Origin of the sequence: Haemophilus sp. HMSC068C11 (assembly GCF_001815355.1) — a bacterium.
Lineage (GTDB): Bacteria > Pseudomonadota > Gammaproteobacteria > Enterobacterales > Pasteurellaceae > Haemophilus_D.
In genome coordinates, this window is sequence record NZ_KV820375.1 from 440,647 (window position 1) to 452,074 (window position 11,428).

Below are 11,428 nucleotides of genomic sequence, written 5' to 3' on the forward strand. Positions count from 1 at the left end.
CAAATAAAGACGGCATTTGTTATATTCCTTTTTATTTTTCGTCAATCATATAAGGTTCATTATGAAAAAACAAACTATGCCGACAGGATTTAGTGGCTTCGCTTGGGGACTTGCGGCATTTTGTTTACCCATTTTACTGTGGCCCATGGCCTCTCTGCTTTCTACTTCTTTTGTGAAAAACCCTACACTGAGCGATTTTCAGATCGATCTTTTCTCGATTATCTTTTGGATGTATCCCTTTGTTTTAGTTTTGATTGCACGTTTGCTTTATAAACTGCACCAGCGCAAACCTAAACTTGCTGTAAAATTATTGCTACTAAGTGCGGTCATTTTTTACATTGTTTTAGTTTCAGTTTGCTACATTGGCTTTAATGCTTAAGAATATAAAAACAAAATCACAAACAACAAAAAGGGAGCTTTCGCTCCCTTTTAACTTATGTTCCTAATAATCAAAAATATAAAAAAATTTCCTACCTAGCAATCAATTATGCAAAGTATTTTTCTAAATCGTCGCTACCACCGATGTGTTTACCACCAATAAATACTTGTGGAACAGTCGAACGACCAGAAACCGCACGTACACTCACGATTGTTGCATCGTGACCTAATACGATTTCTTCAAAGCTTAATCCTTTTTCGCGTAAAAGTTGTTTTGCTTTCGCACAATATGGACAGCCTGGTTTAGTAAAGATCGCGATTGATTCTTGCACTTGGTAATTTGGTGCAATGTATTTCAACATGGTATCTGCATCTGATACTTTAAATGGATCGCCTGGTTCATTTGGCTCGATAAACATTTTTTCCACTACGCCATTTTTCACGAGCATAGAATAACGCCAAGAACGTTTACCAAAACCTAAATCATCTTTTCCGACTAACATGCCCATACCTTCAGTGAAGGTACCGTTACCATCCGGAATGAATTTTACGTTATGTGCTTCTTCTGCTTCTTTCCACGCATTCATCACAAACGTATCATTTACTGATACTACTAAAATATCATCTACACCATGTTGTTTGAAAACGGGTGCAAGCTCGTTATAACGTGGTAAGTGAGAAGATGAACAAGTTGGCGTGAAAGCACCTGGTAATGAGAATACAACAACTGTTTTGTTATCAAATAATTCAGATGTAGTCACATCAACCCATTGATCACCTTGACGAGTACGAAATGTAACTTGTGGGACTTTTTTTCCTTCCATATTAGACATAATGTGTCTCCTCTGTTAGTTAAATGAATTTGCCTTAAAAAACTTGATAGGCATTATAGAAAGTTTTGTGATATAGTTACAATCAATTAATTCTATCCTTTTAATTGACATATTCTATAAAGTGAGAACCCTATGAATATTCGTGATTTAGAATACTTAGTTGCCCTTTCTGAATTCAAACATTTCCGTCGTGCTGCGGATTCTTGCAATGTTAGCCAACCCACTTTAAGTGGTCAAATCCGCAAACTCGAAGATGAGTTAGGCATTATTTTACTTGAACGTACTAGCCGTAAAGTGCTCTTCACCCAATCGGGTATGTTACTTGTGGAACAAGCTCGCACTGTATTACGTGAAGTAAAATTACTTAAAGAGATGGCTAGCAATCAAGGTAAAGAAATGACCGGTCCATTACACATTGGACTCATCCCTACTGTTGGTCCTTACCTACTTCCTTATATTGTACCAACATTGAAAGAAACTTTCCCAGATTTAGAAGTATTTCTTTATGAGGCCCAAACTCACCAACTATTAGAACAATTAGAAACTGGCCGATTAGATTGTGCGATTGTGGCTCGCGTACCCGAAACTGAAGCGTTTATCGAAGTGCCTATTTTTGATGAAAAAATGTTACTCGCTGTATCCGACCAACATCCTTGGGCTTCAGAAAGTAAAATTGCCATGAATACCTTAAAAGGGCAAGAAATGCTTATGTTGGATGATGGGCATTGCTTACGTAATCAAGCACTCGATTATTGTTTTACGGCCGGTGCTAAAGAAGACTCTCACTTCCAAGCCACTAGCCTTGAAACGTTGCGTAATATGGTGGCAGCTAATGCAGGCATCACCTTTATGCCAGAACTTGCTGTATTAAATGAAGGCACACGTGCAGGTGTAAAATATATTCCTTGCCATTCGCCAGAACCGTCTCGTACTATTGCTCTCGTTTACCGCCCAGGTTCACCATTACGTAATCGCTATGAACGCGTTGCAAGTGCGGTCAGTGAACAAGTTAAATCGATTTTAGCGAATAAAAAATAATTTATCATAAGCTGAGGAAAACCAAATGGCTGGTGTTCGAGCAATTCAAAAAGAAAAAACCCGTCGGGCCTTAATTGACGCCGCATTCAATCAGTTGAGTGCAGAAAAAAGCTTTTCTAATTTAAGCTTACGTGAAGTTGCCCGTGAAGCGGGCATTGCACCAACTTCTTTCTATCGCCACTTTAGCGATATGGATGAGCTCGGATTAGAAATGGTAGATGAAGCAGGTTTAACCCTCCGTCAATTAATGCGCCAAGCGCGTAAACGTATTGATGCTGGCGGTAGTGTGATCCGCGTATCCGTGGAAACCTTTTTTGAATTTATCACTCACAGCACCAACGTGTTCCGTTTGCTCTTACGTGAAAGTTCGGGCACATCTCAGGCTTTCCGTACTGCAGCCGCTCGTGAAATCAAACACTTTGTTGATGAATTGGCTGAATATATTGCGAAGAAAAATCACTACTCGCAATATGTGTCTTATGTTCAGGCTGAGGGAATGGTAACCATCGTATTCACGGCAGGTTCCAACGCTTTAGACATGACAAAAGCTGAACAAGATTTACTAAAAGAGCGTGTTATTTTACAACTTCGCATGCTGGCGAAAGGCGCGGACTTCGCATCTCATAAAGAAAAAATGATGCGAAAATAGACCGCACTTTTAGACTAAAACAAAACACCCGCATCTCTGCGGGTGTTTGTTTATCTCAAGAAGGGAATTATTTACCATCCCAAGCTTTAACTGCATCTAAACGTGCTTTTACTTTGCTGCTTGAATCGCCTTTGAAATAATCTTTTGCTAAGCCGCCTTCAAAGCCACCGTAGTTCGGGTTAGGTAATACGATGAATGTTTTACCAAATTTCGCTTTGTTTTGTGCCACGAAATCACGACGTTCTGCATTTTGTTTACCGTAGATCGCATCACCGAAGTCATCTAGGTTATCACCCACATAAACGACGATTTCATAACCTTGTTTTTCAATTTCTTCAAAACGTGCTGCTTTTGGTGATTTATCTTTTTTCAAGTAAAACGCTGAATCTTCAACACCATTAAAACCTAAACGTTTCATGTCATCAATCGTACCTGCTTTTTCATTGCTGTCTTTACGATTAGAAACATAGAACATTTTACCGCCATGGGTATTTACATAGTTATTGAATTCTACTGCACCTGGTACCACACCTGATTGACGAGCTTCTACCCAACGAGTCCAGTCTTTGCCATCAAATGGTTTATTGTTTTGAACTTGCCAACCTGCATAAGGGCTGTTATCTAACATGGTTTCATCTAAGTCCACCACAACAGCTTTTTTCTTACCTTTTTTCACTTTAGCGTGATCAAATGCCACTTTTGCCGCATTGTATGCTTGGTAAGAAAGGGCTTGGTATTCACCTGATTGTTGAATCCAGTTAAGACCTAATACCGCTTGTTGTTGAAGCTGCGCATCCGCTTCTGCACTCTTATTTTGAGTCGCACAACCAGTTAAAATAAATGCTGACATCGCTGCAATAGCGGTAAGTTTTAATGTTGTTTTCATTGATTGTTCCTTCTGTTAAAAAGTCATAATGACAAGCAAAAGTATAACAAGCCTATTTGGGCAGTGACTATGGGTTTATCAAACTTTATAACTAATTTGTGAGATAGATCACATTTTTCATTTTGAAGCTATCTAACAAACCCAATGAGATCATTTCAAAATCATCTTATTTTTAACCGCACTTTTTCATCGCATTTCGCTGTATTTCACGGTAAACTATCCCAAGTTTTCAGAAATAATAGGTAATTTATGCGTCTTTTCATTGGAATTTTAGTGGGTGTTCTCGTGCTATTTCAGTACGATCTTTGGTTTGGTAAAAACGGCTATTTTGACTACAAAGATATGGCCGCTCAAATCAAAGAGAATAAAGCTGAAAATGAAAAGCTCTCACAAAGAAATCAAATGATTTCTGCAGAAATTCAAGGATTAACAAAAGGCTTTGAATCGATTGAAGAGCGTGCACGCATGAGCCATGACATGGTCAAACCAAACGAAGTGTTCTATCACATCGTCAAAGAGCATAAATAATGAACCGTGAAATTATTGCCGTCATTCCTGCTGCGGGTGTTGGAAGCCGTATGCAGGCAAATAAACCTAAGCAATATCTGAAAATCCTAGACAAGACGATTCTGGAACATACTCTCTCTGTCATTCTATCCCACCCTGCAATCAATCACGTTATTCTTGCAGTAGGAAAAAATGATCCCTATCTTTCTGAAATGACTTTATTTCCTCATCAAAACATCACTCTCGTTGAAGGGGGTGAAACACGAGCCGAGTCAGTTCTAAATGGACTAAATGCGATCAAAAATAACCATGCCTGGGCATTGGTGCATGATGCAGCCAGACCTTGTTTAACACATCAAGATTTAAATAAATTGCTCCAAATCGATGATAAACACGGCGCTATTTTGGCCATTCCAGCGGTTGATACGATTAAACGCGCGAATAAACAACAAGATATTATTAAAACAGAAGATCGCGCTGAACTTTGGCTTGCACAAACACCTCAATTTTTCCGTTGCGATCTATTAAGAAATGCACTTGAACAGGGGCTCTCTCAAGGTGCTAATATTACAGATGAAGCCTCTGCGATGGAACTTGCCGGATTCCGACCGCACTTAGTCGCGGGACGAAGTGATAATATTAAAGTGACACGTCCAGAAGATTTAGCTTTAGCCGAATTTTATTTAACAAGGAAAACTCTATGATACGAATTGGACATGGGTTTGATGTTCATGCCTTTGGTGAAGACCGCCCTTTAATTATTGGTGGCGTTGAAGTGCCTTACCATACTGGGTTTATTGCCCATTCTGATGGTGATGTCGCCTTACATGCTTTAACGGATGCCTTATTAGGTGCAGCAGCATTAGGTGATATTGGTAAACTCTTCCCTGATACCGATATGCAATATAAAAATGCAGATAGCCGTGTTTTATTACGAGAAGCATTCCGCCAAGTACAAGCAAAAGGCTATAAGGTCGGTAATGTGGATGTAACCATTATTGCTCAAGCCCCTAAAATGCGTCCTCATATCGATGCAATGCGAGCGAAGATTGCAGAAGATTTACATTGTGATATTGAGCAAGTCAACGTGAAAGCAACCACAACAGAAAAACTTGGCTTTACAGGTCGAAGTGAAGGCATTGCTTGCGAGGCTGTCGCATTATTATTAAAAGCTTAAATTTTAGGTAAAAGAAAAGGTTGGTAAAATACCAACCTTTTTTATTTGAATTAAATTCTTATTGTTTTTTTAATAAATCGCGAATTTCAGTAAGTAATTCTTCTTGTGAAGGACCTTTTACTTCTTCTACTGGTTTTTTCACTTTGTTGATACCTTTGATCATCATGAAGATTGCAAATGCAATGATGATGAAATCAAAAACGTTTTGAATAAATACACCGTAGTTTAAGGTTACTGCTGGAGTTTCACCTACAGCTTGAGCTAACGTGATTTTCAAATCTTTGAAATCCACGCCACCTGTTAAAATACCTAATACAGGCATTACTACGTCACCGACAAGTGAACTTACGATTTTACCAAAAGCACCACCGATGATCACACCGACTGCCATATCTACTACGTTGCCGCGCATTGCGAATTCGCGGAATTCTTTAAGAAAGCTCATAAAATTTCCTTTTGTGTTGGTTTAAAAAATTAAAAGAGTGCGTATTATAGGTTTTCAGATTAAAAAGTAAACTGTTATTTAAATAAAAAATGCACTTGGTTGGAATAATTTTTCAATTTCTGACACAGATTTCTTGTCATTAATATAAACAATCACATTATCGCCTTCTTCAATAACAACCTGACGACGAGCAATGATTACTTCATTTTTACGTAAAATTGCCGCAATCATCGCTCCAACTGGAAGCTTAATATCGCCAATTTGTCTTCCAACCACATTGGATGTTGTCGCATCGCCATGCACAACAAGTTCAATGGCTTCCGCGGTACCATGACGCAAAGAGGCCACATTTTTGATATCCCCTTTACGCACATGTCCTAATAAAGCGGATATTGTTGCTTGTTGTGGTGAAACCGCAATATCAATGGTTCCACCTTGAATCAAATTGATATATGCCATGCGTTGAATAAGCACCATGGCTTTTTTAGCCCCTAGGCGTTTTGCTAGTAACGCCGACATAATATTGGCTTCATCATCCGCACTTAGAGATAAAAAGACATCAACGCTCTCAATATGCTCTTCAAAAAGTAAATTTTGGTCAGAAGCATCACCATGGAAAACCAGGGTTTTAGAGAGTCTTTCAGCTAAAACTTTCGCTTTTTCTCCATCGCGCTCAATGAGTTTTACTTGATACTTATCTTCTAACTGTTTTGCCACACCTGAGGCAATATTCCCGCTGCCAACGATCATGATACGTTTGTAGGTTTTCTCAAGGCGTTGCAACTCACTCATCACCGCTTTAATGTGTTCTGTCGCACAAATAAAGGTAATTTCATCGCCCGCCTCAATAATGGTCGAACCTTGCGGACGAATTAATCTATCATTACGTAAAATCGAAATGATTCGGCAATCAATGTGTGGCATATGCTCTTTAAAAGCGGATAACGCATAACCTACTAAAGGACCACCGTAATAAGCTTTTACAACCACAATGCTAATTCGATTATTGGCAAAATGCGCCACTTGTAAGGCACCTGGATAAGCAATTAAACGTGTAATCTCATCCGTAACTAAATTTTCTGGTGAAATCAGATGATCAATTGGTACGTTTTCATCATTAAATAATTTATCTTTCTCACGCAAATATTCCGCATTACGAATACGCGCAATACGTGTTGGGGTGTTGAAAAGGGTATATCCCAACTGGCAAGCAATCATATTAGTTTCATCAGATGCGGTTACCGCAACCATCAAGTCTGCATCTGCTGCCCCAGCATCTCGTAAAATCTTGGGTGAAGAAGGCGAACCTTTAACCACACGTAAATCATGCTTATCTTGCAAATTCTGCAAATGTTGAGATTCATTATCTACCAGTGTGATGTCGTTATCTTCACTCACTAAATTTGCCGCAAGTGTTGTGCCTACTTGCCCTGCACCTAAGATGATTATTTTCATTCTGTTCTCTCCACAACCAAAGGTCGGATGCCAATTTCAGCTGAATTTAGACCGAACTTTAATACCTCAATACGGCGACAAATAGTCGATGTTACTTGTTCAGCTTCTGCCATTTTTTCTGCTGTAATCGCTGGATCTTGTTTATTAAATAAAAGACCATCGAGTAAACGTTCAGCATGCATACCTTCTCGACAAAAATGCAACACGCCTACATCTTCAAATAATGTTGCCACTTTAGCTGTTTTAGTGGTTGCAATGCCTAAAGCGCCATCTTCACCGCCGAGCTCTCGAAATAATTGATGTGTTGGAAATCCGCCGCAAGCTAAGAAAAAAGCCTTATTAAAAACGATGTTTCCCCCGCAGGTCATGCGCATATATTGCCATGCCTGATCAAAATTAGGGTGTTCAGCATAACGTTGGGCTAAATTTATCGGTTTTAATGCTAATCTCACCACCGAAGTATCTGGCTGAAAATGAAAGGTTGCCGCCGCCACTTCTAATGCTCCAGGTTCGTATGCATCATCCGCATCTAAAAATGCGACAAAATCAACCGCACTTTTAGCCGAGAGCATTGCGCCCCAATTTCTAGCCATTGCGACACCACTATTTTTCGGCATTTGCTCGATAGAGATTCTGTCAGGATATTGTTCTGCAAGCTGTAAGGCTAATGCAAATGTATTATCTGTCGACGCATCATCAATCAACCAAAGGTGACCAAGATTATTTTGCTGCAACACAGACTCTACTGCACGAACAAGCGTTTGTTCAGTGTTATAGCAAGGAATGACGACATCAATTAAAGGCAAATTCATTTAAGCTGACCGTTTTCTCAATTTTGCATAATAGAACCCATCCCCGCCATTCTCTTGTGGCAGGAATTGGATTCCAATCGTATTTTCCGTTTGTTCAAACGGCAATGGCATTAATTCTGCATCGGGTGTTTCAGCTAAAAAATGCTGTATTTGCTGACTATTCTCATCGGGAAGCACCGAGCAAGTCGCATAAAGCAAAATGCCATTAGGTTTCAATTTTGCCCAAAGCGCTTTTAGAATTTGTCCTTGCAAGGCAACCAATTGAGCAATATCTGTTTCTTGACGTAACCATTTAATATCTGGATGACGACGAATCACGCCCGTTGCTGAGCAAGGTGCATCTAATAAAATACGATCAAAGGATGCTCCACTTAAACCTATTTCTGAGAGCCACTTTTCTGGCTCGGTCGCATCACCACAAACAATTGTCGCCTGCTGATTCAAACGGGCAAGATTTTCTTCAACACGTCTTAAGCGATGAGCCTCGACATCAAGCGCAATCACTTTCGCTTGTGGCGCCATTTCTAAAATATGCGTAGTTTTCCCACCTGGCGCCGCGCAAGCATCTAAAATTAATTCACCATTTTGTGGCTCAAGCAATAAGGCCGACCATTGTGCATTAAGATCCTGAACGGTTACTGCACCTTGTTCAAAATTCGGTAGTTTCGAGACAGAAAGCGGTTGAGCTAAACGCAAAGCATGTGGATTATCACATTCAAATGCTGCTATCTCTTGCTCTTCTAACAAAGTGCGGTAAGTTTCCGTATTATTTTGTTGTTGATTGACCCGTAACCACATTGGTGGCTTTTGGTTATTCGCCTCAATAATGTCACGCCAATTTGGATAAGATTTTTTGAGTTTATTCACAAACCATTCAGGATGAAGCGTTTGCCAATGCTTATCTACTACAGCAAGAATATCTTCTTGTTCCCGTAAGAAGCGACGCAGTACACCATTAACCAAACCACGGAAACTATCCGATTTCAATGATTTTGTGGCGTTCACCACTTCATCTACCGCCGCATGAGCAGGCACGCGCATATAAAGTAATTGGTACAATCCCACCAATAGCAAACAGTGTACGATGCGGGTTTTACCCTTCAATGGCTTATCTAATAGTTTTTTTAGAATATTTTCTAAACGAGGCAATACGCGACAAATACCAAAAGTGATTTCCTGTAATAAAGGTAAATCCTGTGGTTTTACCTGCGATTGCACTTCAGGAAGCAAGGTTGATAAGGACTTACCTTGATCTAAAACCTGTAAAATCACTTGAGCAGCAATAGCGCGTACCGAAAGTGCGGTCGATTTTTCCGTTTTTTTTCGTTGAAATACCATTAGTTTAGAACCTTACCAACCTGGAACCAATCTGCTCGACCATTGAGGAAGTCCTGCACAGACATAGGTTTCTTGCCTGCGGGCTGAAGTTGCAATAAATTTAAAACGCCTTCTTTCGTGGCAATCTGGATACCTTTTTTATCGACACTTAAAATCGTCCCAGCTGGTTTATCTACATGTGGCAACACGGCAGCAGCATAAACTTTTAAGGTTTGTTCATTACCTTGTTCATCGGTTAATTGTAGGAAACTAATCGGCCAAGGATTAAACGCGCGAATGTTACGTTCAAGCTGGGCTGCCGATAGCGACCAATCTAATTTAGCCTCTTCTTTGGAAAGTTTCTCTGCATAGTTACTTTGGCTATCATCTTGTTTTTCTGCAATGAATTTCCCTTCTTCCAAATGATCCAAAACATCAATCAATGCAGCTGGCGCAATTTCAGCTAATTTATGGTAAAGCGAGGTTGAGGTTTCTTGCTCATCAATATCGCAATACACTTTGTGTAACATATCGCCAGTATCTAAGCCTGCATCCATCTGCATAATTGTCACACCAGTTTGTTGATCCCCTGCCCAAATAGACCGCTGAATAGGTGCAGCACCACGCCAACGTGGCAAGAGAGAACCATGCACATTTAGACAACCTAAACGAGGCATATCCAACACTGCTTGAGGTAAAATCAAACCATAAGCAACAACAACCATTACATCAGCATTTAACGCTTTAAGCTCTGCTTGTGCTTCTTCTTTACGCAAGGATTTTGGTTGATAAACAGGAATTTGATGCTGTTCAGCTAATTGCTTTACAGGACTCGCCTGTAATTTTTTACCGCGACCAGCCGGTTTATCTGGCTGCGTATAAACAGCAATAATATTGTGATGTGAATTTAAGAGTGCAGTAAGATGCTGTGCTGCGAAGTCCGGCGTACCGGCAAAGATGATATTCAATGATTTCATAATGTTCTACGTTATGGTGTTGATAGGAAAAGTGCGGTCATTTTATACCGCACTTTTGATTATTGTTTTGCAATTTGTTTTTTATATTTCACTAATTTTTCTTTGATACGTTGACGTTTCAACGGTGAAAGATAATCTACAAATAAAATACCGTTCAAATGATCGATCTCATGTTGAATACAGATTGCTAATAAACCATCTGCATCAAGCGTAAATTCTTTTCCATGACGATCTAACGCTTTCACCGTGACTTTTTCTTTACGAGGTACTAAAGCACGGAATCCAGGAATAGATAAACAACCTTCTTCAATGCCTGTTTCACCTTCAGAAGCCAAAATTTCTGGATTGATCAACACTAATTGATTTTGTTTGTCACCTTCAATATCAATCGTAATAATACGCTGCAAGATATCTACCTGCGGTGCTGCAAGACCAATCCCTTCTTCTTGGTACATCGTATCAAACATATCATCTACAATTTTACGAATGTCATCATTGACTTCTGCAACTGGCTCACAAACAACCTTTAGGTGATCATCTGGATAAATTAATACATTAAGTGCGGTCATATTTTCTCTTGTTTTATAAAAATTACAGCGGTGATTGTATCATAGAATCAACGCTTTGCTAAAATATTGAAAATTCTATAAACAAAAACCCCAAGCCATTCAGCTCGGGGTTCACATTCAGTACCTGGCGGTGTCCTACTCTCACATGGGGAAACCCCACACTACCATCGGCGCATCGGCGTTTCACTTCTGAGTTCGGTATGGGGTCAGGTGGGACCACCGCTCTATCGCCGCCAAGATTATTCCTTTAATAACTTTTCTCTATTCTGCTCTCACTATCTCTAGTGTCTCACAACCAAACAAGCTGATTCAACTTCAAAACTTTCTTCATCTCTGAGTTTCGTCTCGTTTATCCAACACCCAAAACCCTTGAGCGTTGTATAGT

General features: G+C 39.7%; 14 protein-coding genes and 1 rRNA gene. 6 read left to right on the plus strand and 9 right to left on the minus strand.

Features of this window, described 5'->3' with window-relative positions; genetic code table 11:
* Positions 1-61 precede the first annotated feature (61 nt).
* A complete protein-coding gene (locus tag HMPREF3020_RS09235; protein ID WP_070776261.1) occupies positions 62-379 on the plus strand; it encodes a DUF5389 domain-containing protein in 318 nt (105 codons plus the stop codon).
* 106 nt (positions 380-485) lie between these two features.
* Here the strand turns inward: HMPREF3020_RS09235 and pgdx are convergent, their stop codons facing one another.
* Positions 486-1,211, minus strand: a complete 726-nt coding sequence (gene pgdx, locus HMPREF3020_RS09240) for a hybrid peroxiredoxin PGdx (RefSeq protein WP_049384346.1) — start codon at positions 1,209-1,211, stop codon at positions 486-488.
* 132 nt (positions 1,212-1,343) lie between these two features.
* Between pgdx and oxyR the strand changes: the two genes are divergently transcribed.
* Both oxyR and fabR read left to right on the plus strand, forming a co-directional pair.
* On the plus strand, positions 1,344-2,249 hold the full coding sequence (gene oxyR, locus HMPREF3020_RS09245; RefSeq protein ID WP_070776262.1) for a DNA-binding transcriptional regulator OxyR: 906 nt from the start codon (positions 1,344-1,346) through the stop codon (positions 2,247-2,249).
* Positions 2,250-2,274: 25 nt separating this feature from the next.
* Entirely contained in the window at positions 2,275-2,898 is a 624-nt protein-coding gene (gene fabR / locus HMPREF3020_RS09250; protein WP_054418423.1) for an HTH-type transcriptional repressor FabR, read from the plus strand.
* 67 nt (positions 2,899-2,965) lie between these two features.
* Here the strand turns inward: fabR and HMPREF3020_RS09255 are convergent, their stop codons facing one another.
* The gene (locus tag HMPREF3020_RS09255; protein WP_070776263.1) at positions 2,966-3,784 is read right to left on the minus strand and encodes a 5'-nucleotidase, lipoprotein e(P4) family; all 819 of its coding nucleotides are present in this window, start codon (positions 3,782-3,784) and stop codon (positions 2,966-2,968) included.
* 249 nt (positions 3,785-4,033) lie between these two features.
* Here HMPREF3020_RS09255 and ftsB point away from each other — a divergent pair, with 249 nt between their 5' ends.
* From ftsB to ispF, 3 genes are read left to right on the plus strand one after another with little or no spacing between them, the layout of a single operon-like run.
* Positions 4,034-4,312 (plus strand): cell division protein FtsB, encoded by a 279-nt coding sequence (gene ftsB / locus HMPREF3020_RS09260; protein ID WP_070776264.1) that lies wholly within the window; start codon positions 4,034-4,036, stop codon positions 4,310-4,312.
* Entirely contained in the window at positions 4,312-4,995 is a 684-nt protein-coding gene (gene ispD, locus HMPREF3020_RS09265; RefSeq protein WP_070776265.1) for a 2-C-methyl-D-erythritol 4-phosphate cytidylyltransferase, read from the plus strand. Before ftsB ends, ispD begins: the two co-directional genes overlap by 1 nt.
* Positions 4,992-5,468 (plus strand): 2-C-methyl-D-erythritol 2,4-cyclodiphosphate synthase, encoded by a 477-nt coding sequence (ispF, locus tag HMPREF3020_RS09270; protein ID WP_070776266.1) that lies wholly within the window; start codon positions 4,992-4,994, stop codon positions 5,466-5,468. The genes ispD and ispF overlap by 4 nt, the downstream gene beginning before the upstream one ends.
* A 58-nt stretch (positions 5,469-5,526) precedes the next feature.
* Here the strand turns inward: ispF and mscL are convergent, their stop codons facing one another.
* The 7 genes from mscL to rrf all read right to left on the minus strand — a co-directional run bounded on the left by mscL (position 5,527) and on the right by rrf (position 11,281).
* Positions 5,527-5,913, minus strand: a complete 387-nt coding sequence (gene mscL, locus HMPREF3020_RS09275) for a large-conductance mechanosensitive channel protein MscL (RefSeq protein ID WP_049364681.1) — start codon at positions 5,911-5,913, stop codon at positions 5,527-5,529.
* A 78-nt stretch (positions 5,914-5,991) separates the two neighbouring features.
* Positions 5,992-7,368 (minus strand): Trk system potassium transporter TrkA, encoded by a 1,377-nt coding sequence (gene trkA / locus HMPREF3020_RS09280; RefSeq protein ID WP_049373103.1) that lies wholly within the window; start codon positions 7,366-7,368, stop codon positions 5,992-5,994.
* A complete protein-coding gene (locus tag HMPREF3020_RS09285) occupies positions 7,365-8,180 on the minus strand; it encodes a glycosyltransferase family A protein (RefSeq protein ID WP_070776267.1) in 816 nt (271 codons plus the stop codon). Before HMPREF3020_RS09285 ends, trkA begins: the two co-directional genes overlap by 4 nt.
* Positions 8,181-9,518, minus strand: coding sequence for a 16S rRNA (cytosine(967)-C(5))-methyltransferase RsmB (rsmB, locus tag HMPREF3020_RS09290; protein ID WP_070776268.1), 1,338 nt, complete (start codon positions 9,516-9,518; stop codon positions 8,181-8,183).
* The gene (gene fmt, locus HMPREF3020_RS09295; protein WP_070776269.1) at positions 9,518-10,474 is read right to left on the minus strand and encodes a methionyl-tRNA formyltransferase; all 957 of its coding nucleotides are present in this window, start codon (positions 10,472-10,474) and stop codon (positions 9,518-9,520) included. The genes rsmB and fmt overlap by 1 nt, the downstream gene beginning before the upstream one ends.
* A 59-nt stretch (positions 10,475-10,533) precedes the next feature.
* Positions 10,534-11,043, minus strand: a complete 510-nt coding sequence (gene def / locus HMPREF3020_RS09300) for a peptide deformylase (protein WP_070712555.1) — start codon at positions 11,041-11,043, stop codon at positions 10,534-10,536.
* 122 nt (positions 11,044-11,165) lie between these two features.
* Positions 11,166-11,281: ribosomal RNA gene (gene rrf, locus HMPREF3020_RS09305) — 5S ribosomal RNA — on the minus strand.
* Positions 11,282-11,428: the final 147 nt, after the last annotated feature.

Bases quoted from the DNA above. Each gene is read 5' to 3' on its own strand.
- ispD (WP_070776265.1), top strand. From the start codon at position 4,312: ATGAACCGTGAAATTATTGCCGTCATTCCTGCTGCGGGTGTTGGAAGC.
- HMPREF3020_RS09235 (WP_070776261.1), top strand. From the start codon at position 62: ATGAAAAAACAAACTATGCCGACAGGATTTAGTGGCTTCGCTTGGGGA.
- pgdx (WP_049384346.1), bottom strand. From the start codon at position 1,211: ATGTCTAATATGGAAGGAAAAAAAGTCCCACAAGTTACATTTCGTACT.
- rsmB (WP_070776268.1), bottom strand. From the start codon at position 9,518: ATGGTATTTCAACGAAAAAAAACGGAAAAATCGACCGCACTTTCGGTA.
- mscL (WP_049364681.1), bottom strand. From the start codon at position 5,913: ATGAGCTTTCTTAAAGAATTCCGCGAATTCGCAATGCGCGGCAACGTA.
- HMPREF3020_RS09285 (WP_070776267.1), bottom strand. From the start codon at position 8,180: ATGAATTTGCCTTTAATTGATGTCGTCATTCCTTGCTATAACACTGAA.
- HMPREF3020_RS09255 (WP_070776263.1), bottom strand. From the start codon at position 3,784: ATGAAAACAACATTAAAACTTACCGCTATTGCAGCGATGTCAGCATTT.
- fabR (WP_054418423.1), top strand. From the start codon at position 2,275: ATGGCTGGTGTTCGAGCAATTCAAAAAGAAAAAACCCGTCGGGCCTTA.
- trkA (WP_049373103.1), bottom strand. From the start codon at position 7,368: ATGAAAATAATCATCTTAGGTGCAGGGCAAGTAGGCACAACACTTGCG.
- oxyR (WP_070776262.1), top strand. From the start codon at position 1,344: ATGAATATTCGTGATTTAGAATACTTAGTTGCCCTTTCTGAATTCAAA.
- fmt (WP_070776269.1), bottom strand. From the start codon at position 10,474: ATGAAATCATTGAATATCATCTTTGCCGGTACGCCGGACTTCGCAGCA.
- ftsB (WP_070776264.1), top strand. From the start codon at position 4,034: ATGCGTCTTTTCATTGGAATTTTAGTGGGTGTTCTCGTGCTATTTCAG.
- ispF (WP_070776266.1), top strand. From the start codon at position 4,992: ATGATACGAATTGGACATGGGTTTGATGTTCATGCCTTTGGTGAAGAC.
- def (WP_070712555.1), bottom strand. From the start codon at position 11,043: ATGACCGCACTTAATGTATTAATTTATCCAGATGATCACCTAAAGGTT.